General features: G+C 38.0%; 15 protein-coding genes and 1 pseudogene. 4 read left to right on the top strand and 12 right to left on the bottom strand.

All coding sequences use genetic code 11. From position 1 onward, the window contains the following. Window positions 1-2 precede the first annotated feature (2 nt). From LDB17_RS07200 to LDB17_RS07165, 8 genes are all read right to left on the bottom strand, one after another. The gene (locus LDB17_RS07200; RefSeq protein ID WP_252636897.1) at window positions 3-1,772 is read right to left on the bottom strand and encodes an acetylxylan esterase; all 1,770 of its coding nucleotides are present in this window, start codon (window positions 1,770-1,772) and stop codon (window positions 3-5) included. A 244-nt stretch (window positions 1,773-2,016) separates the two neighbouring features. Continuing rightward, window positions 2,017-2,988, bottom strand: a complete 972-nt coding sequence (locus tag LDB17_RS07195) for a glycoside hydrolase family 5 protein (RefSeq protein ID WP_393924967.1) — start codon at window positions 2,986-2,988, stop codon at window positions 2,017-2,019. A 70-nt stretch (window positions 2,989-3,058) separates the two neighbouring features. Continuing rightward, window positions 3,059-4,717, bottom strand: a complete 1,659-nt coding sequence (locus tag LDB17_RS07190; RefSeq protein WP_252636899.1) for a glycosyl hydrolase — start codon at window positions 4,715-4,717, stop codon at window positions 3,059-3,061. Between the two features lie 65 nt (window positions 4,718-4,782). Beyond that, window positions 4,783-6,723: an IPT/TIG domain-containing protein gene (locus LDB17_RS07185; protein WP_252636900.1), complete on the bottom strand. Its 1,941-nt coding sequence runs from the start codon at window positions 6,721-6,723 to the stop codon at window positions 4,783-4,785. A gap of 22 nt (window positions 6,724-6,745) precedes the next feature. Beyond that, window positions 6,746-8,005 (bottom strand): glycan-binding surface protein, encoded by a 1,260-nt coding sequence (locus tag LDB17_RS07180; protein WP_252636901.1) that lies wholly within the window; start codon window positions 8,003-8,005, stop codon window positions 6,746-6,748. Between the two features lie 20 nt (window positions 8,006-8,025). Beyond that, window positions 8,026-9,720: a RagB/SusD family nutrient uptake outer membrane protein gene (locus tag LDB17_RS07175; RefSeq protein ID WP_252636902.1), complete on the bottom strand. Its 1,695-nt coding sequence runs from the start codon at window positions 9,718-9,720 to the stop codon at window positions 8,026-8,028. Window positions 9,721-9,736: 16 nt separating this feature from the next. Next, entirely contained in the window at window positions 9,737-12,916 is a 3,180-nt protein-coding gene (locus LDB17_RS07170; RefSeq protein WP_252636904.1) for a TonB-dependent receptor, read from the bottom strand. Window positions 12,917-13,247: 331 nt separating this feature from the next. Beyond that, window positions 13,248-13,817 (bottom strand): helix-turn-helix domain-containing protein, encoded by a 570-nt coding sequence (locus LDB17_RS07165; protein WP_393924966.1) that lies wholly within the window; start codon window positions 13,815-13,817, stop codon window positions 13,248-13,250. 29 nt (window positions 13,818-13,846) lie between these two features. On the opposite strand from LDB17_RS07165, the pseudogene LDB17_RS07160 reads away from it, so the two are divergent. Continuing rightward, window positions 13,847-14,041 (top strand): annotated as a pseudogene (locus LDB17_RS07160) (AraC family transcriptional regulator); the annotation flags it as partial. Window positions 14,042-14,364: 323 nt separating this feature from the next. Further along, window positions 14,365-14,763, top strand: coding sequence for a hypothetical protein (locus tag LDB17_RS07155; protein WP_252636905.1), 399 nt, complete (start codon window positions 14,365-14,367; stop codon window positions 14,761-14,763). 74 nt (window positions 14,764-14,837) lie between these two features. On the opposite strand, the gene yidD is transcribed toward LDB17_RS07155, so the two are convergent. Beyond that, window positions 14,838-15,059, bottom strand: a complete 222-nt coding sequence (gene yidD / locus LDB17_RS07150) for a membrane protein insertion efficiency factor YidD (RefSeq protein WP_006843153.1) — start codon at window positions 15,057-15,059, stop codon at window positions 14,838-14,840. Further along, window positions 15,056-15,484: a ribonuclease P protein component gene (gene rnpA / locus LDB17_RS07145; RefSeq protein ID WP_252636907.1), complete on the bottom strand. Its 429-nt coding sequence runs from the start codon at window positions 15,482-15,484 to the stop codon at window positions 15,056-15,058. Before rnpA ends, yidD begins: the two co-directional genes overlap by 4 nt. 262 nt (window positions 15,485-15,746) lie before the next feature. On the opposite strand from rnpA, the gene LDB17_RS07140 reads away from it, so the two are divergent. Both LDB17_RS07140 and LDB17_RS07135 read left to right on the top strand, forming a co-directional pair. After that, complete coding sequence (locus tag LDB17_RS07140) at window positions 15,747-17,186, top strand: carboxypeptidase-like regulatory domain-containing protein (RefSeq protein ID WP_393924965.1); 1,440 nt, start codon at window positions 15,747-15,749, stop codon at window positions 17,184-17,186. A gap of 9 nt (window positions 17,187-17,195) precedes the next feature. Next, the gene (locus LDB17_RS07135; protein WP_393924964.1) at window positions 17,196-18,098 is read left to right on the top strand and encodes a hypothetical protein; all 903 of its coding nucleotides are present in this window, start codon (window positions 17,196-17,198) and stop codon (window positions 18,096-18,098) included. A gap of 253 nt (window positions 18,099-18,351) precedes the next feature. Here LDB17_RS07135 and LDB17_RS07130 read toward each other — a convergent pair whose 3' ends face one another. Beyond that, entirely contained in the window at window positions 18,352-19,587 is a 1,236-nt protein-coding gene (locus tag LDB17_RS07130) for a CinA family nicotinamide mononucleotide deamidase-related protein (RefSeq protein WP_252636910.1), read from the bottom strand. Between the two features lie 154 nt (window positions 19,588-19,741). After that, complete coding sequence (locus LDB17_RS07125; RefSeq protein ID WP_393924963.1) at window positions 19,742-20,428, bottom strand: hypothetical protein; 687 nt, start codon at window positions 20,426-20,428, stop codon at window positions 19,742-19,744. Between the last annotated feature and the right edge of the window lie 193 nt (window positions 20,429-20,621).

Below are 20,621 nucleotides of genomic sequence, written 5' to 3'. Positions count from 1 at the left end.
TATTATTTTACGTTTAATTTTTCTTTGATAAATGCTTTCGAAGCATCATTATACTCTTTGCCAACACTGTGAGCAAACTCAGGGAATGCCATCCAGCGTTTTTCAGATTTTACCTGATTGTAAGCCGCAAAATTTATGTGAGGCGGGCAAACATTATCCTGAACTCCAATCCCCATAATAAGAGGACATTCAATCCACTGAGCCAGATTCTTGATATCAAAATAAGTAAGAAGTGAATAAACGTCTTCCCATTTAGCCTCGGGATGTGTTGTCATATAATTATCAAAATCGCTTTTAGGCCAAGGCGCTATTTTGAAATAATCAGGGTAATCGGATAAGAAAGGAATACTGGGTGCTGCTACTTTTACGCGTTTGTCGAGAGCCGCAGCCACAAATGAAAGTGCACCACCTTGACTACCTCCTCTTACAGCAATCTTTTCGGCGTCTATCTCTGGTCGGCTGCAAACAAAATCAAGTGCCCTTACTACATCTAAGAATGCCCCTCGATAATAATAATTATCTTTATTATCGAGCCCGTATGTAATCCATGTTCCAAAACGATTTGTGGGCTGATTTAATGCTTGTCCTCTGATCGATAAAACAAAGTATGCAAATCCATCCCACCACTGATTTGGAGGATAAGGTTGTGAACCATACCCCATATATTCTACAATCACGGGATGCTTACCTTCTCTTTTAGGCTTAGCATAATATCCTCTTATCAGCTCATTACCAAAAGAACGCATTTCAACCAAATAGACATCGTAATCTATTTTCGAATACTGGGGAACAAGTGTCAATTTATAATCCGGCGCAACTTTTGCAAGCTCTTTCAAGTTGTTATCCCAAAATGCTTTAAAATCATCTTTTGCATCGAGAGGCGAGTTAATCTTTTCGGGTTCGAAGCCGACATTAAACTTTTTCTCACAGGCTATTGTATCGTTGCGTCTGAACTGGACGGTATATCTGTAAAACCCGGGATTTGGATTATCGAAGCTAAAGAACTTGGATATTGAAGCTTTTCCGTCTATTTCTATATCCATAGAGTCAGCCTTTAGCGGTTGATAATCGTCTGTTGTGAGCGTTACCATCAATCGTCCTTGTACTGCCCATTTGTTCTTATTATCGATATTTACCTTTATTTGAACAGGACTAGGAGCCATAAATATATAATCGGAGTCCGCCACCTGAACATTTAAGGCTAATTTATCTTTTGTTTCAGCGGTAGAGATCGATAGAGCAGCCCCTTGGAGGAAGCCACCGACATTCCAACCATCATGAAACTTAATCGCAATCAGATTTTCTCCTGTAAGATCAATATCTTCTTCGGGAACAAAATAGTTTCGTTCATTGTCAAAGTAGCCTCTATAGTCTTGCGGAAATTCGCCCGTTTTACCTACAAGCTTACCATTAAAGTAAACCTCATCGGTAGCAGCCAAACGTCCGAGATGAAGCATAATTCCACCTTTATTCTTTATGGCATTGACTAAGACATCCGACATTTGTATTCTTTTACGATACCAACCAAAGCCGTTATCTAAATTGATGTTTTGATCTTTTAAGGATTTAGACGACAACACTTCTTGCCATGCAGTATCATTGTAGTCTACATTCATCCAAAGACTATCGACTCCTTCTCCGGCATGAAATTTCCAATCGGCAGAAAATGATTCGGAAACGATCGGGTCGAGATTTTCTTTTACCGCTTGCTTGCAGGATAAAACAAGAAAGAAAGTGATTACGGATAAGAAATATATGGTATATTTTTTCATGGTCCTTTAGCTATGATTCTATTTAATGATAGATAGTACAAATTTATAATTGTCGGCATCTTATTACAAATACTTTTTTAATCAATTATAATACTTTTTTGGGCATTTTACAGCGCCTACAAACTAAACATTATTCGCTTATTAGACATATAAATAAGAATATTCAATAGACAGTATGGAGAATACCGACATCCATACAAAGAATAATACTTTTTTAATCTTTCGTTACAACTCACTGTTCTTTTTACTGTAGTGCGGCCTTTACTATTTTACCCCATTCTTTCAAATCGGTATCCTTCCAGCCGGTAGCAGGAGATGTAGAATCTTTAATCATCGAACATGTTTCGTTTTTATCTGCGATAGACCATGCAACCCAACTTATCTGATGTTGTTTCATCCAGTTCAACCAATTGTTCCATTCTGTTTTGTTTATAGCACCATCACCCGATGCTTCCATTCCTGCACACTCCGACACAAAAATCGAAAGTCCTTTTCCAATGGCATCATCAGCCCTATCACGTAAATATTGCTTATGTGTTGCAGCATAGAAATGTAGTGTATACATGATATTATCATATCCTTCGATCGGATTATCTGCAGCCAGATGTATATCCTGATCCCAATGAGGTGTACCTACCAATATTACGTTCTTAGTATCTATCGCTCGAATCGTTTTAATTATTTCTTCCGAGTATGCTTTTACTGTTTCCCAAGAATCTTCTACCGGCTCATTGAATATTTCGTATATTATATTCGGGTAGCCTTTGTATTTATTGGCAGTCCTTGTAAAAAATTCCTTGGCTTCCTGTGTCTTTATCCCATGACTATGCCAGTCTACAATAACATACATTCCATTTTCGATAGCCGCATCAACAACGTTATCGAGGCATTCGTTCGCTTTTTGAGGGTTGGTTATGTATGCTCCTTCGGGTTCAACCCCGATTGCTGCACGCACCAGATTACAATTCCAATCCGATTTGAGCCATGCTACAGTAGACTCATTATAGAAGCGCGGCCACCAATTATGCCACCCAAAGCTTACCCCCTTGAGAGCTATTGTCTTGCCGTCCTTATCTACCAATGAAGTACCTTTTACTGAAAGTTGACCATGCTGCTCTACAAAAGTCTGAGCAATTATCTGATCTGCATTGTCTCCGCTACATCCGACAAACAGGAAAAACAGTAGAATGTAAGCCTTGTAAAAATTCTTAATCATAACTCTCTATATTTTGTGAAAAAACTCTCCTTGCCCTAAAACAAGGAGAGAGTTAATATTCATTCTTATATTATTTTATGCTCGGAACCTGGTCACGAGTAATCACATAAGTTTGCTTCATTGCATCTTTCCACCATTCGTCAGTAGCATGTTTGCTACCGCTATCAGCTTTTCCATACCATGGCATAAACCAGGCCCAGCGTGCCCCCGCACTCCATTGTTCGGATAGAAGGCCAACTGTTCCACATTCGGAAAGGGCAATCACCTTATGCCCATAGCGAGCAAACTCCGATTGGTATATAGATACACAATCGCTTGTATTCTTACTATATAAATCACGACCAATGATATCTACATACTCATCGCCCGGATACCAGCTACTATCGTCAGACTCGCTTGTCCACACCCAGATCAGGTTGTTTACACCCTGCGATTTGAAATAGTCGAACATGGCAATCCAAAGTTTTTTGCAAGAATCAGCATCTTTACCCCACCAGAACCAACCGCCGGCAGCTTCGTGGAATGGACGCCAGATCACAGCAATCCCTTCCGATTGCAATTGTTTTAATGAAGTAGCTACCTTTGCAAGATCGGCCTTAAAGACTTCATTTTCGCGTGTTCCTTCAACTGTAGCCTTGGCTGCATCGAAGTATGTATCAGCTTTGTAAAAAGCATAATCTCCATTTGAATCGGCAGGTATCAGATAAACAGCTGTTACAGTGTAATCATGTCCGCTTATGATAAGACCCGAAGACTTTAATTTAGTTAGGATAGCATCTGTTATTTTCATCTCATAATAATCGCCGCTGATAGAAAAATATTCGTAACCATCGGCAATCTGTCCCCAGTCGCTACCTTTTAGTGAGCCTTGAGCTCCTGATGCCACGTCTTTGATTGCAACACGGATAATGTCGTTAACCTTCGCTGATGCAAACCCCTCAAGAGCTGACGCATCAGTAAGCTGTACATTGCCCGACCAATCGGAAGGCATAGCTACATTACCATTCCATAACCTAGCCGATACGGGAACATTCCAATGCCACATAATAGAAACCAATCCACCTGCATCCCACCAGTTTTTTACAGGCGAAATATCGCTATAGTCAATCCAGTTGCTAGGAGAATATGGCAGATGCACATAATCGAAAGTATTTAATGCCGGGTATTTTCCTGTAAGTGTATGAACAGCTTCTGCCTCTTCTACATTCCAGTTTACATTAGCCATTGTACCGGAGATAACTTTTTGTTTATAGCTTTCTACCAAAAACTGATACACCTTCTTTGCCTGAGCTGTAGCATTCGGATTACAAAGCGTAGCTGTTATAACAGGATCGGCCTTCGTTGTAAAGCTGATGGTTGTTTCGGGTGCTTCTTTATAAGTAGGTCCAAGTACAACACCTGCAGGTACAACTAGTTTGTAAGTCTTTCCTTTTTCCAATCCGGTAGCTTTAATCGTTACCTGGCTTAACTTGAATGAAACATCCGTTATAGTAGCCCCCTCTAAAGTAATCTTTTCGTGTCCGGCTTTAGGACAGAATATATTCTGATCATAATTCAGAACAATAGTTATGTCACCTTCAGGCAAATCTGTTGTTCCATCAGCAGGTGTACTACTTGCTAATTGGGGAATGCCCGGATCGCCGATAACCGGATCATCTATATCGGTACAGGCAGTCATTAGGATAACCCCCAATAGGATATAAAAAATATTTAGTGCTATTTTTTTCATAATATATCTTTTTGTAAAGAGCTTGCCTAATGTAAATTCAGATTAGGCAAGCCTTTATTTAAATATTACCGACCAGTTATAATAGAAACCTTAGAAATAACAAGATGCTCTCCTTGAATAATAATTGCTGTAGTTGACCAACCATCGTTAGCTCCTAATATATTGTCAAGGAATGGTTGAGTTAATTCCATCTCATAATATGTTAAACTTGTATCAGTAAATACAGGTGTATCCCACGTTGCCCAGTTTGCATTATTAATCTGCAATTGTCCATATCCGGTAACTGTAAAATAGAATTTAAGTATTGCTCCGGCTTTTATTCCATCAAAAGATTCCTTATACAGACGAAATGCACCTCCAGCACCTTCACCCGCCCAAGATCCAAGGTCACGTGTTTCATTCATTATCACAGTTTCTACTATCCCCGAAGAGATAATACGTATTGTATAAGTCACTTCTCCGTTAGATGAGATCAGCTTAAATGCTGTATTTCCATTAGCATTACTTGGAACAAGTATACTAAGAGTAGAACCTTGCAAAATATACTGTGTATTATTTCCGTTTACCTGCACATTGGTCAGTTTATCCGCATTCTGAACATCTACTTTCAAAATAGTACCCGACTTGATTTCCTCATCTGAACCCGGAAGAACAGGTATATAACAGAAGTCTGGTTTAGTCACTGTCAAAACGGAGCCCTTTACAGTCTCTCCATTTTTCATTGTTAATGTCAGTTCTCCTGTCTCTGCATCTACCGGGGCTTTTATCACCAAGTCAGTAGAAGATGTTGGAGTAACTTCAACAACTTTGTTTCCTCCAAATGTTACAGATGTAACAAGATCTAGATTCTTACCTTTTATTGTAAATTCATTACCGGCAGCGACAGAAGATGGATTGTATGACAATATCTCAGGTTTTAACGTAGTAATTTTTACTGATACAGTTTTTCCACTAGCGGTATTTAGAATAAGATCTCCTGTTTTGGCATTAGTTGGAGTAGTTACTTTTATTTCCGTTGCACTCTTCGATATAGGTGTTACAGCCTCTGATACTCCTGGGAATAATGCTGTAGTAACCAAATCCATATTAACCCCTTTGATCGAAATGACACTACCATCCTTTATGCCTGTAGCAGGAGTAGCCACCAAATCCGTTGGCACAGCGACACCTATATTAGCTATAGCTACATGCACGCCCGAGTAAGCAACCATTACAATAGCGCCATCGGTGATACCTTCAGGCAGAGTAAATGCCAATACGTCATCTTTTATTGCATGAGCCACAGGCGCTCCATCAGGAAGCTGTACTGACTCTACCAGATCAAGATTCTGACCTATTGTAGAAACTACATCTCCGGGTTTTTTATTTGTAAGATCCAATACCTTTTCTACAGAAGGGAGAACTACTTGCAATTCTGTTTCTGATTTCAATTCCACCGGAATAGCAGCTGTGTCAGCCAAAATAATAATACCGGTCTGTGCTTCGCGAGGAACAACGACTTCAATCTTTTTACGCTCCCATGTCAAAAAATCTTTATAAGATACTTCCACATTATCAGAAAAGACTACTTTCTGAATCAAATTCAGATAATCACCTTCTATTGTTAGAGTCTGACCTGCCTTGACAGGAGATGGTGCAAACTTCGTAATAGATATAGGCTCTGTATATTTAAGCAACGTTTTGGTAGTTATTTCTAAACCTGAAGCAACAAGTTTAACATAGCCTTCTTTAGCATCCTGAGGAATGGTAATCTTTATTTTTTCTTTACTTACCACTTCTATATCAGTAACCTCAATACCTTCGGGAAGAATTACACTTGTTACTTTATCAAGGTTTTTCCCTATAAAGGTAAGCTCGCTACCACGTAGAGCCGGACTTGGGCCAAAAGCTTCAAGAACCACAGCGCCCGAACCATTGTCATCATCGTTAGAACATGCCGAGAATGTAACTGCAAAAATTACCAGCATTACTAAAACGACTTTACCATATATATTATTCAATATCATATTCTTATAATTTTAGCAATTATCATTGAGCTTTAACAACACGTACATTATCAATATGGAATGTAGGGTTACAAGGTGTACCCGTTACTCCTCCTCCATTAACAAATAATGTAATACCGGAGTAATGTCCTGCAGCATTTACCTTATTCAGGTTAGTACCATCTTTGCTATATTTAAAATCTGTCATTGGTATGGTTACCGTAACCCAACCATTACTTACATAAGTGCCTGTATCTGCCCATGGAATCCACAATGCCCGAGGATAATTACTATTTGACAAATAAGCATTATTAGGGTTACCACCGGTAGGACCACCTTCCTGCCAATTCATCCAAACATCTGAAGCTCCTGTAAAAATAATTTGAAGAGCAGCAGCAGACCATACGTCAGGTATATTTACCTCAAATTTTAAAACATATTTATCAAGGGCACCTGCATCAAAGAAATCAGGATCGGTAGTACGATATGTCCAGCGTTCATAACCAAATTTGCTATCATCCCATTTGTCATCATCCATTTCTCCTGTAAATATCAGATACTGTCCACAACCTGTTAATCCACCGTCAGTACTATATCCTGATCCGGCATGCCATCCATGATGATATCCACCATCAGCAAACTTTGTATCAAAATCTAGAATGATATTTCTATAATCTCTAAAATAGAATGGACTTTCAGTTGTACCATATACAGATGTAACTTTTACAGGTCCGGGCTTAGCACCTACAGGAACTTTTACTGCTATATTATCTAAATCATGGCTCACAACCTCACCTTGCAATCCTCCTTCAAAAGTTACAGTCAAAGGGTTGGCGTCTTCATGAATAAAATAAAGACCATGAATATAAGCAACATTGCCATCATCAACATATTCACATGTCATGGATTTAGGTGCAGGTGCAGGAACTTTTGTTTCGAAAGTATAATAGCAAGAGTCATTATTTGTATATAACTTAATCAAATCTTGCTTCTCTCCAGGAATACCTGAAGGTATATTAACAATAATAGTATTGTCCGTCACAAAATTCGGGTTTAACTTGGCTTTCTGATCATTAAAATAAACCTTATTAACTTTCGACAAGTTTTCTCCAATAATGGCAATCTGAGTACCCAAATATCCGCTTGTCAATAAAGAATCAGAAATAGTTGCGTCGCATGGTCGTATGTATCTAACGACCGGAGTACCTCCTCCCGAGCCGCCTTTATCGTCATCATCCGAGCACGAATTGAATGAGACAAGAGCAAGTAATACAATAGCTATATTTAAAATATATTTTTTCATAATCTAGTCTTACTTAAAAGTTAAAATGCATAATCAACCGGTTCCTGAGTTATACTTGGTGTCTTTGTTACTGTTTCCGCAGGAACAGGCAACACAAGATTTTTTTCTGTAATAGTTATAGTTCCTACATTTTTATCAAGATAGAATATAGAACCTTTACCCGAAGAATCATCGCTCGGATCGAGAGGAGTAAACCCTCCGTGATGTGCATTGCTGGCATTACGTTCTTGCCATGTATAACTACCATTAGAAATATATTGACGTTCACGCTTCATTCCATTCAAATAAGAAAGAGCCTTATTCATATCCCTATAGCTCATCCGTTTAATGTCAAGGAAGTTGACACCTTCAAGAGCAAATTCGACACGACGTTCTTTGATCAACTGATCGTAAGTAATAGAAGTGGCTTTTGTAGAAAATCCGGCACGTTCACGTACCTTATCATATACGGTCAATGCCAAAGCGTCGGTAGTAGATGTACCCGAGCCGATACATGCCTCAACATAACACAGATATACATCTGCCAAACGGAGTAAATAAATATTATTACCTGCATCCTGATTGGATGTTCCTGCAACTCCGTCACAATCGGAATTAGCTCCGATTACATATTTCCTTACATGTGCCAACATACCATTTGATGTTTCGGTAGACTCATCTTGCGAAAAATTATGATAAGTATATCCACCGCCACCCAAATTTGAGTAACTGTCACCGTTGCGCATGTATGTATAATAACGACGGGCATCATTCGAATCAAAAGCTTCTTGCAAACTAAGAGTCGGCCCCTTACCTGCTCCCCAAGATGAACCTAAAGTTATCAATGCATTACGAGACAAAGAGACATTGCGTCCGTTACCGTATCCATAACCATCGTTTGTACATTGTATAGCAAACAAAGACTCTGAAGAGTTGTTTCCTTTTGGATAAAACATTGTAGAAAGGTCTGAATATAATTTCAGCCCACTATCATTAATTACCTCAGCTGCGTAAGATTTAGCTTTGGCAAAATTATCGGATGATGATGCATCAGAAAGGTGAGAAGCCATCGTTAGATGAAGCTTTGCCAACATACCTATAGCTGTATATTTTGAGCATCTACCGGTCTGAAATGGAGTTGAAGGAAGATTGTCTTTAGCAAATTCGAGATCCTGACGGATAAATTCGTAAACACTTGCTTGCTTATGGCGAATCACCTGACCTCCGGAGATATTATTATTTGTTATAATCGGAACATCTTGCCAATACTCTGTTAACCAATAATAAGCAATAGCACGAATACAACGAGCCTCGCCAAGAGCACGATTTATTACCGTTTCCGAAACTCCATTAGATCTTGCTGCCGCAGGCATACCATTGATAATATTGTTACAGTACGAAACCACACGGTAAAGTCCATTCCAACCCTGAGTAAGGAAGGAATTTCCATTCTGAAAAGTCATATAATAAAATTGACCTTCCTGATCGTAAGTATAATAAAGGTCTCCGGCAAGCTCATCTCCTGCCATCCACATAAAATTCATTCCAAAGTCTTGCCAGACAAACGCAGCATACAGAGAGGCAGAGTTGGCATTAACGGCAGACTCTGATGTGTAATATGTCTCCAGCACCTGCTCTGACTCAGGAACTATAGTCAAGAAATCATTACAAGATGTAGCACCCAGGATAATGGATGAAAGACAAATTGATTTGATTATATTTTTAATATTCTTCATGTTTTTATCTTTAAAATTAGAAAGTAACATTTGCACCTAAAGTAAATACACGAGGTGATGGATAACGTCCCATATCCACGTTAGAAAGACCTGCCTGCTGGTTGTAAGAACCAATTTCAGGATCTAAACCTGAATAACCTGTAAACGTATACACATTCTGAACGTTGAAATAAAGTTTACAATTAGATATGCCTGTCTTCTTCAACCAAATCTTTGGCAGGTTATATGCTAATGATATATTCTGAATGCGTAAATAGCTTCCATCTTCTATCCAACGATCACTCATACGGTTGTTACCATTGATATCATTGCCACTCCAACGAGGCAGTGTTGCATTTGGATTGATTATATAGCTATTATCTACATTTGACACATCATAGTTATTTCCGTTAACGTATCCCAATTGTGCACGATTGAGTACTGTGGTCGACTGATTGTCCCACTGAGACATCACACCTTCTGTCTTTACACGTACATAGTTCAAGATATCACCTCCTACCGATCCAGTGAGGCCAATGCCTAGTTCCCAATCTTTGTAGTTAAACGTATTAGAAAAACCAAAAGTAAAGTCGGGATTAGGATCTCCAATAACCGTTTGGTCATATTCGTTGATGATGCCATCAGGAACACCATTCGGTCCGCTGAGATCTTTAAACTTAACATCACCAACCCAAGCTCCGGTAGTGCGATGAATCTCTACACCTTCGGGCTTCGCTGAATTTCTCAAGTCTTCCGCATCTTTATAAAGTCCGTCGGTTTTGTATCCATAAAATACACCGATAGGTTGTCCTACCGAAATCATCGATACTGTTTGGAAAGCTGCATACCAGTCTAACCTTCCATAAAAAGGTGTACCTAAGTCATCCAGTTCTTTTACTTTATTGCGGTTCAAAGAGAATGATAAGGCTGAAGTCCAGTTAAAATCTTTACCTGCTATATTGTGTGTATTCAATGATATGTCTATCCCCTTATTATCCACTTTTCCGATATTCATATAAGGAGTTTGAATATCTGTCCAACCAGATCCACCCAGAACAGGCGATACAGATGGCTGAAGTAACAAGTCTTTTGTTGTTTTATGATATAAGTCTACAACTAAACTTATACGATTATTAAACAACCCTAAATCAACACCTGCATTATACTGTACCGAAGCTTCCCATTTTAGGTCAGGGTTAGCATTATTTGTCATACGATATGCTGTACCAAACACTGTTTGAAAAGCTTGCATAGTAGATCCATAACGATAGGTAGGTAAGTTATCATTACCATTCATACCATAGCTTAAACGCAATTTCAAATTCGACAGCCAGTCTTGCGTATTTTCCATAAATTTCTCGCTGGAAACACGCCATGCGGTTGAAAATGAAGGGAAGTATCCCCAACGATGGTTTGCTCCAAACTTAGAAGAACCATCAGCACGTAATGTAGCCGTCAATAAATAACGATTGTCAAAATTATAGTTTGCACGACCAAATACAGAAACCTTCGACTGAGCATCTTTAGAACCGCTACTTGCCACAAACTTACCATCAGAGCCAATCACATGAATATCATTTGAAGACAATTGATCTTTTTGTAATTGCAGGCTTTCCCATGATGACTTAGAAGCTTCTGTTCCGGCCATGAAGTTAATGCTGTGTTTATCAAAAGTCTGATTGTATGTAGCATAGTTCATCCAGTTCCAATATAAGCTATGCGCTTCGTTTTGCATAATCATTATATTGGTATTCTTCAACTGGCCATATTCATAACTTGGCTTGAATCCCTTATTTGTACTATTGGAGCCATCAATACCCACTTCTGAACGAAAATTAAGATATTGATTGAGAGTAAACTGCCCATAGATATTAGCTATAATCCTCTCGCGGCGCAAGGTATTGATCTGATCTTTGGTCAATGCCACAGGATTGTATATCGAAGACCCATTTACGGTCTCAGGTCCTGCATAATTTCCATCAAAGTCATAAACAGGAACTGCCGGCGACATTAATGCAGCTTGCATTACCACACCATTGATACCATCGTTATTGATAATAGATTCATCTGTCCGTGAATAGGAAAGAGATGCTCCGACCTTTATATATTTATTAAATTCATTATCAACATTCACCCTACCGGTAAATCGCTCGAAATCTGAATTTAGTAATATACCGTCTTGATTTGTATAACTTATAGATGCCAGATATTGAGTTTTATCTGTTCCTCCATTTAGGGAAAGGCTATGGTTTTGCATCCATGCATTATCCATTACGGCATCTTGCCAGTTTGTACCTTTGCCCAACAAAGAAGGATCAAGGTAAGCCTGATCAACATTCGGCAAGAAACCTTCATTGTAAAGCTGTTGTTGGTAAGTTCCATACTGACGGAGGTTCATCATATCTAATTTATCGATAGGAGATTGAAGAGAAATACTTCCATCGTACGTAATATTTGTACGCCCTTTGTTTCCTCTTTTAGTTGTAACGATCACAACCCCGTTAGCTCCGGCAGACCCGTAAATTGCAGCTGCGGACGCATCCTTCAATACATCTATAGATAGGATATCGCTTGGAGCAATAGCTGATAATGGGTTCACTACGTTTTGACCGTTAGAACCTCCCGACCAAGAAAAACCGACTGTAGATGAACCGGCACCACTCATTGGCACTCCGTCAATCACATACAGAGGTTCATTTGTCAAATTAATAGAAGAAGCACCACGAATACGTATCGAGGTAGCTGCTCCCGGTGCTCCCGAGTTGGAAGCAACCTGTACTCCGGCCACACGCCCTTGGAGCGCCTGGTCGAGGTTTGTGATAACGGACTCTTTAAGCCTGTCTGCCGATAAGCTACTAACAGAACCCGTCAGGTCACTTTTCTTCATTGTACCATAACCAACAACAACGACTTCTTCCAAAGCCACATTGTCTTCCTGAAGGGCAACATTAATAGGTTTATCTGATTCTACTTTTACTGATTGGGGCGTCATACCTATAAAAGAATATGTAAGGACATCGCCCTTATTCGCTTTTATAGTATAATTTCCGTCAAAGTCAGTCATCACACCGACTTTGGTCTGTGTTTGAACTGTCACACCCGGCATCGGTGAGCCGTCTTTAGCATCTGTTACCTTCCCTGAAATTTGATAGCTCTGCGCATACATAGCACATGGAACCATACATATCAGGAGCAATAAAAAAAGGATTTTTCTCATAATTTAAGGCTTCGATAATGATTAGTAATATTTTTACACGGTTAGATTTGCTTTATTCTCATATTGCTTCTTAGCGTAATACAAATATATTTATGATAATAAAATATAACAAATACTATATTATCACATAGTAATACTTTATTATCAAAAACAAAAAGTAGACTCTTTGACTAGCAAGCTCAGAATCTACTTTAACATCTAATTATAAGGTATATATTATATATACAAGAGTTATTCACAATAGATAATAATAATATTTTTCAGCCGACATATATAGAAAAAGCATTAGGTAGAAATCAAAAAAATATCACAAATTGACAAAAAAGTATTATCACACAAAAAACTTAGACTCTTTATAATTTTCTCTAAATTCGCGTGGAGTACATCCTTTTTTCTTTTTGAATATACGATTAAAGTTCGAAAGATTGTTAAACCCGCACACAATACTAATCTCAGCAACACTATGGGTAGTATCAACCAGCATACGCGTAGCATGTCCTAAGCGTATGTCATTTAACGAGTCTATAAAATTACGTCCTGTACGCTGTTTTATAAAACGGCTGAAAGCAACTTCGGTCATCCCGACCAAATTTGCGACATCGGAAAGCCGGACTTCTTTACTATAATTTTCCAACATATGATTGTAAGCACGTTCTATTCGCCTGCTATCATAATTTTGCGTATGTTCATTAAACGATCGGCTGGATAATTCGCGCATAGGCGATAAAGACAAATCGGATAGGATACCAAACAGATTTAAAACAGAATGAGCTCCCTCATGTTCGGAAGCAAGAGAATATAGCCTGTCTTTTATTTGCTTTATGGTCTCCTTCGAAAAGGTAACCCCATAGATGGCTTTCTCAAACATCTCTTTTACCGACCTGAATTGATTTTTCTGCAAAAGCTGTTCATTCAGAAGGTCTCCATGAAACTGAATTGTTATTTCCTATTCATGTCCATGCCGAGTTTGAGCTGAATTTTATAGAAAATGGGGCGGGAGCAAGACGGGTAGTCGGCGATAGTATAGAGGAGATTGACGATTTAGAACTAACCTTAATCACCGGCTCTAGTCTCGAACATGGTTGGCTCGATCATAAATGTCAGTCGAAAGAGATAAAGGAAATGTAAAATGCTGTTTTATACGCGAAAAAATCATGAAACAGTCCCTTTGCGATAGAGGAGTGACCTCTCTCAATATTGAGTCTTTCATTGTATTTTAATGTTATAATATTCATATTTTTCTCAAAAGAAAACATTGTTTCCGAAAAAACAAATATATTTATGCAAAAAATATAACACAACATAATGCAACATACAGAATATTAAATAAAATATAAAAAATTGCAATTTGTATTTTTTTTATTATATTTATCCTACACAATATTGAAAACATTTAAACAAACTAATTAATTGAACCAATCGTAAACTACATTTAATTACTTACAATTATGAAAAAATTAATAGTCAGTCTGTTTATATTAACAGCAATGACAACCGTCACAACGATCAAAGCTCAAGAAAAAATCGTTATCAGCGAAAGAACCGCAGCTAAAATAGAAAGTATAAGAGCCAAAGCCGCAAAAGATGCTGCCGATGCAGATAAAAAAATGGAGCAGGAAATAGAAAAGGCAAAAAAGCAAATAGATTCTGATACTAAAAAAGCTGCAGACGATGCTAAAAAAAGAATGGAAAAAGATTCGAAAAAAGGAGCTGAGGATGCTCAGAGAAAGGCAGACAAAGCTATAGCAAAAGCCAAGGAGAAAGCTGAAAAGACCAAACTAAAAGCTAAGATAAAAGCTGAAAAGGAGATACAGAAAATAAAAACTGAGAAAGCTATCAACATCTAGTTTTGACATTTAATAACACTTGAGTAATAAAAGAAGAGCTCTCTGTAGATAAATCGAAGGGAGTTCTTTTTATTTTAAGGAACTGGATCATACCCATGTCCACCCCAAGGATTGCAGCGAGCAATACGCTTTGTCGCCAGCCAAAAACCTTTGAATGGTCCGTATTTTTTGATTGCCTGAATTGCATATTCCGAACATGTAGGTGTATAACGACACGAGGGAGGTAGCATAGGCGAGATACTGTATTTATAGAAATATACAGGTAACAACAATATCCAGGATAATAGTTTCTTCATTCGCTTTGCTCTATTTTCCCAATCTTATCGGATAATAGGAGTTGAGCCTTTTGCATCGCCTTCTCTATCTCAGCATATGTAGGTAATTCTGTCTTCAAATACAAGAAAGCAACATCCAAACGCTTATTATGGGTTTGTAACATATCCGAAAAAGATGATTTATTTAATCTGTAAGCTTCCCTTATCAGGCGTTTTACCCTATTGCGCTTTACCGCTCGTTTAAACTTTTTCTTAGCCACACTTATCATCACCGAAGCATACTGATTCTCCTTATTATCCTCATCAGTGAATAAATAAACAACTCGTAGAGGATAAGCCACAAAAGAATCTCCATTTGCAAAAATGTTCTCAATAGCCTTTGTACTACAAAGCTTCTCTTGTTTCGAAAATGTCTTTTTACAATCGGTAGAATATGCTTCTGTCATCACTTTTTCTAAAGAAGCAAAGATACATTAAATAATTTTCAAAAAAACATTCTTGCTCTTTAGCTATCAAAAGAAAATATTTTCACACAAATCATAATACACATATAAACAGAATATTAAAACACAAATCCATTCGTATTTTTTAATATTCAGATAAGAATATATAGAAAAATTCATTTTTACATGTAACCTTTTCCAAGGCAACTACGTCATAAAAGTAACGAGCTCGATACAACAAATCAATATGTAAGGAATAAGGAATATGAAACAAAGATTAATAATACTAGCCGCACTATTTATAATCGTCTCTTCAACACTGTTAGGTCAGATTAATATATCGGGAACCGTAGTTGACACAGATACTCATAACATTATAGAATTTGCAAACATAGCACTGCTAAAGCAAGACTCAAGTTTTGTAGCAGGCGCATCATCAGATACAAAAGGTCTATTTGCTTTTAATAACATCCCCACAGGTGACTATATATTATCTGCCACATTTGTAGGATATGGAAAAAGATATATCCCGGTTAAGAATGCTATTGAAAACACAGATCTGGGAAATGTGCCATTGAAACCCTCTGATATAGCACTCAAAGATGTAACAGTAACAGCAAATGCAGTTATACAAAAGCCCGACAGGAAAGTGATTATCCCATCTGACACCCAGATAAAAGCATCGAATAGTGGTGTTACATTATTACGTAATCTTCAGCTATCTCGCATTATCGTAAACCCTTTGAACAATACAATTACCTTGCCGGGTGGTGATGCCGTACAACTTCGCATCAATGGCGTAGAAGTAACTATCGCTGAGATTACAGCCATCCAGCCCGAAGATATAATCCGTATCGAATATCATGACGATCCGGGAATGCGCTACGGAAATGTAGGTGCTGTTATCGATTATATCACACGCCGCAGAGATTCGGGAGGAAATGTATCGGCGAATCTGGCTAATGTACCTTTTGGAGTATTGGGCTGGGGCGAAAATTTTCTTTCGGCGAAAGTGAATCATAAGAAGTCTGAGTTTGGGGTTAATGCATATTGGTCGCGCAGAAATATAGAATGGACACGCGAAAATGAGGAGACATTTGTATTTCCGGACAAAACATTGACTCGTACAGAAGAAGGACAACCAACAACATTTAAAGACGACAGACTAAACGTTGCGCTAAATTATAGCTTGAATGAAGCCGACAAATACATGTTTAACGCAACATTAAGAAATAATTATCAGAAAACACCGAATCAGTTTTCGGACAGAAACAGTATGATCTACTCTTCGGATAATAATAACCCTTTGTCGATCTCCGATCATTCGACATGGAGAAGTTATTCTCCATCGCTAGACTTGTATTACCAACGAAACCTAAAGAACGACCAGCTTTTGATATTCAATTTAGTAGGCACATACATTGACTCTAAATCTACACGTTCGTATCAGGAGCGCAGAAACAATATACTGAATACAGACATATATTCATCAGTACTTGGAGATAAATATTCCTTAATAGGGGAAGGTATATATGAGAAAACACTGAAAGCAGGGAAAATATCAGCCGGACTAAAACATACGCAAAGTTATACAAGCAATAGTTATGAAGGAAATGTTACTGCCAATGTAGGACTCAACTTTGCTGAAACATACGGTTATGCAGAGTTCCAATTTAAGAAGAATGAGTTCGACTATTCGTTATGACTGGGCGTAATGCGCAACTATAATAGTCAAGGTGAAAACCATAACGAAAAATATATCTTCCGTCCAAATATTCGTGTATCTTATAATATCAATGACAACGCATATATCAGGTATAATGGATACATATCAGGATATTCGCCTTCATTGTCGGACTTGAACAATGTGGAACAAGATATTGACTCATTACAAATCCGCAGGGGGAATCCGAACCTTCAGACAGTATGGTACTATACCCATACACTAACGGGCGGATATAACAAAGGAATATTCGGAGTAGAATTCTTTATGCGATATAGTTACGATCATAAACCAATCATGGAACAAGTAACTTTCGAGGATGGTAAATTCGTTCGTACAAACATCAATCAGAAAGGTTTCCATAGACTAAACACCGAGGCAACATTCAAATTAAAACCCTTTGGTGAATATCTGACACTATCCGTTACTCCGGGACTCAACCGATATATAAGCTATGGAGAAGAATTTACTCATACGTATAGCTCATGGCGTGTACGGGGTTCTGCCGTATTCAATTATAAAAAATGGTCTTTAACAGGAGAAATGTATACACGCTGGAATAACTTCTGGGGCGAAACAATGGATAGAGGAGAACGCATTCATACGGTATCGGTAGGCTATTCAGATGAAAGCCGCCTACTAGGACTGGAAAAAGTTAAATGGAGCCTTACCGGAGGAATGTTTAATCCATTCTCAAAAAGTTATTCGCAAGGCAGCCGCAATTATTCGGCTCTGACACCAAACAAATCGCTCGTGTATACCGATAATCTGAAACAGATATTTGTAATAAATTTCACAATAAACTTCAACTTCGGACGTCAGTACAAAGCAGGTAACAAACGATTGAATAATGATGATACGGATGCAGGTATCATGTCAGGATCAAAAAAATAAATCTGATATAACAAAATAATATTAAGATTAACTTAATATTGATTGTGTTTACAAATTGCCTCTACAGACGTGATGTTTGGAGAGGCAATATTTTTTTTCTCTTTACTTGATAAGTAATTGGTAAAAAAGAATGGTTTACTTATTGCATTACAAAAAACTCTGTGGTACTCTTTTTACTCTGTGGTAAAAAAAATGAATAAGAGCGAATACGACAACAACTCCTTTTTATAACTTAATATATAAAAAACATAATTTAATAGATGTTGTTATCTATCATTTCCAACAGTTGCAACATGCCATTATTAGAAGCTCGCATAATATTGGATTCTCTATATTTCCCAAACTGATACCTTTTTGTAATGCTTTTATTTTTGTATACAGTACATACCCATACCGTACCCACAGGATTCTCTTCTGTACTGCCATCGGGCCCGGCTATTCCGGTAGTAGCTATTACACAATCTACATTCAAGAGATTTTGTGCACCCTTTGCCATCTGTGCAGCGACAATTTCACTTACAGCTGTATATTTATCTATATTTTCTTGAGAAACATGCAATACATTTACTTTTTCCTCATTTGTATAAGAAACAACCGAACCTTTGAAATAATTGGAAGAACCCGGAACGGATGTAATCATATGTGCAATATTTCCACCTGTACAACTTTCGGCTGTGCCTAAGGTCAGCCCTTTTTCGAAAAGCCGTGCTCCTAGTATTTTTTCGGGAGAAATATCTTCTTCTGCTATAATAGCATCGCCCAGTAATGCTTGTAGCTTTTTAACCTCTGTCTCCATCTCCGGCAAACGATGTTCTCCCCTGACGAACAAGCGAAGCTTCATCAGACCCAAAGATGGAAGGTATGCCAGTCCAAAACCTTGCGGCAGATTGTCTTCGAAGTCGGCAATGTACATTGCCAAAGCAGATTCGGTATAACCTTTTACGATAAATACTCTTTTGAGGTATGCCTCTATATCATACTTGTTCTTCAAGCGAGGAAGTATCTCGTTTTCCATTACATACCTCATTTCGTGAGGTACACCCGGCATAGAAACGAGCACTTTATCTTTATGGTCGAACCATGTAATGGGTGCTGTACCTACCTTATTTTGTATCACGGTACAATTTCTAGGCACATAAGCCTGATTGCGAGTCAATTCGTTTAGAGATGTAAAATTAGATATTACATTCCTTATATTATCCAGTACAGCATCGTCAAAAACTAATGTGGTATCAAAATACTCGCAAAGGGTTTTCTTCGTTATATCATCTTTCGTAGGCCCAAGACCTCCCGTCATCAACACGACATCAACACGTTGAAAAACATCGCTTATCGTATTTTTTATTTGCTGAGCATTGTCGCCTATCGACTGCATCTCTTCTACCTCAAATCCGGCTAGTGTAAGATTCTGAGCCATCCATGCAGAATTTGTATCCACAATCTGACCTATCAGAATTTCATCACCAATTGTAACTATTGCTGCTTTCATTTCTATCTGAAATTTTACAAACTTTTATTTTCAATTTGACAGATGCAAATGTACTATAAAAGCTTATTTCGGCAACAAATACTTCTGAAATGAAATACCACAGATTAGATAATTTACAGAATGTTCACAAATGAACTATATATCAGAAAAACGTCTAAAATCCTGTAACTAATAATCCTCGAGCACCCTTCATTCCGCACTTCTGATATTTATTGTAGGCCATAGCTGCAGCCTCACGGATAGATACAGATGTACCTCCGTTTATGTATACAGCTATAGCATCATGCAACGTATATGCTTCAGGGCTCATTAGGTGAGTTGACCATAGTAAAGGTTCGGCTTTGGCTGATTGCAAGTAAGGTGAAAAATATCGTTTACTATAGCAGGCTAGAATAATTGCATCCCGCTTTTTCCCATCTGTATTTTGATATGTATTAGCCAGCGAAAAATCCATTAATCCGTTATGGCCGATGTACGCCACCAGCTTAGCATCGCCATACAACCCCAATATTGGCTTATCATCAAGCTTTATTGTATTTTTCTTACTACCGGCACAAGCCTTAAGAAAATCGATGGTACAATCACTTATATATCTTCCGTCATAAGCATCTGCAACAAGATAGTAGTTTTTTGTCTTATGCTTGAAAACAATTCGTTCCAGACAGATATCATCTGCGCTTTTATAATGTCTTACTTCCTGCCAATCAGGGCTTTTCTTAAAGTATGTGCGAACGCCATATCCGCAACCCCAATATAAATTATTATCAGGATCTTGTCCGTTACCTATTCGCTTCGGTACTTTTACGATTCCCTGATATTTATTATCACAGAGGGCAACCATTACATGTATAGTTTGTACTTCCTGAGCAAACAAGAAAAAAGTGAACAGGAAGAAGCTGAATAGAAAAAATATTCTTTTTCTCTATTAATATCGGAACGATATTAAAAACTTAATGATGATGCCATGAGAAAAAGAATATTTTTTCTATTCAGCTTCTTCCTGTCCACTTTTTTCTTGTTTGCTCAGGAAGTAC

The sequence above is a fragment of the Dysgonomonas sp. Shenzhen-Wh21 genome (genome assembly GCF_043392705.1).
In the GTDB taxonomy this organism is placed as follows: Bacteria; Bacteroidota; Bacteroidia; order Bacteroidales; family Dysgonomonadaceae; genus Dysgonomonas.
This window is presented reverse-complemented; position numbering and strand designations above follow the sequence as displayed.

Bases quoted from the DNA above. Each gene is read 5' to 3' on its own strand.
- LDB17_RS07170 (WP_252636904.1), bottom strand. From the start codon at position 12,916: ATGAGAAAAATCCTTTTTTTATTGCTCCTGATATGTATGGTTCCATGT.
- LDB17_RS07130 (WP_252636910.1), bottom strand. From the start codon at position 19,587: ATGAAAGCAGCAATAGTTACAATTGGTGATGAAATTCTGATAGGTCAG.
- LDB17_RS07175 (WP_252636902.1), bottom strand. From the start codon at position 9,720: ATGAAGAATATTAAAAATATAATCAAATCAATTTGTCTTTCATCCATT.
- yidD (WP_006843153.1), bottom strand. From the start codon at position 15,059: ATGAAGAAACTATTATCCTGGATATTGTTGTTACCTGTATATTTCTAT.
- LDB17_RS07125 (WP_393924963.1), bottom strand. From the start codon at position 20,428: ATGGTTGCCCTCTGTGATAATAAATATCAGGGAATCGTAAAAGTACCG.
- LDB17_RS07195 (WP_393924967.1), bottom strand. From the start codon at position 2,988: ATGATTAAGAATTTTTACAAGGCTTACATTCTACTGTTTTTCCTGTTT.
- LDB17_RS07180 (WP_252636901.1), bottom strand. From the start codon at position 8,005: ATGAAAAAATATATTTTAAATATAGCTATTGTATTACTTGCTCTTGTC.
- LDB17_RS07200 (WP_252636897.1), bottom strand. From the start codon at position 1,772: ATGAAAAAATATACCATATATTTCTTATCCGTAATCACTTTCTTTCTT.
- LDB17_RS07185 (WP_252636900.1), bottom strand. From the start codon at position 6,723: ATGATATTGAATAATATATATGGTAAAGTCGTTTTAGTAATGCTGGTA.
- LDB17_RS07140 (WP_393924965.1), top strand. From the start codon at position 15,747: ATGAAACAAAGATTAATAATACTAGCCGCACTATTTATAATCGTCTCT.
- LDB17_RS07155 (WP_252636905.1), top strand. From the start codon at position 14,365: ATGAAAAAATTAATAGTCAGTCTGTTTATATTAACAGCAATGACAACC.
- rnpA (WP_252636907.1), bottom strand. From the start codon at position 15,484: ATGACAGAAGCATATTCTACCGATTGTAAAAAGACATTTTCGAAACAA.
- LDB17_RS07190 (WP_252636899.1), bottom strand. From the start codon at position 4,717: ATGAAAAAAATAGCACTAAATATTTTTTATATCCTATTGGGGGTTATC.
- LDB17_RS07135 (WP_393924964.1), top strand. From the start codon at position 17,196: ATGCGCAACTATAATAGTCAAGGTGAAAACCATAACGAAAAATATATC.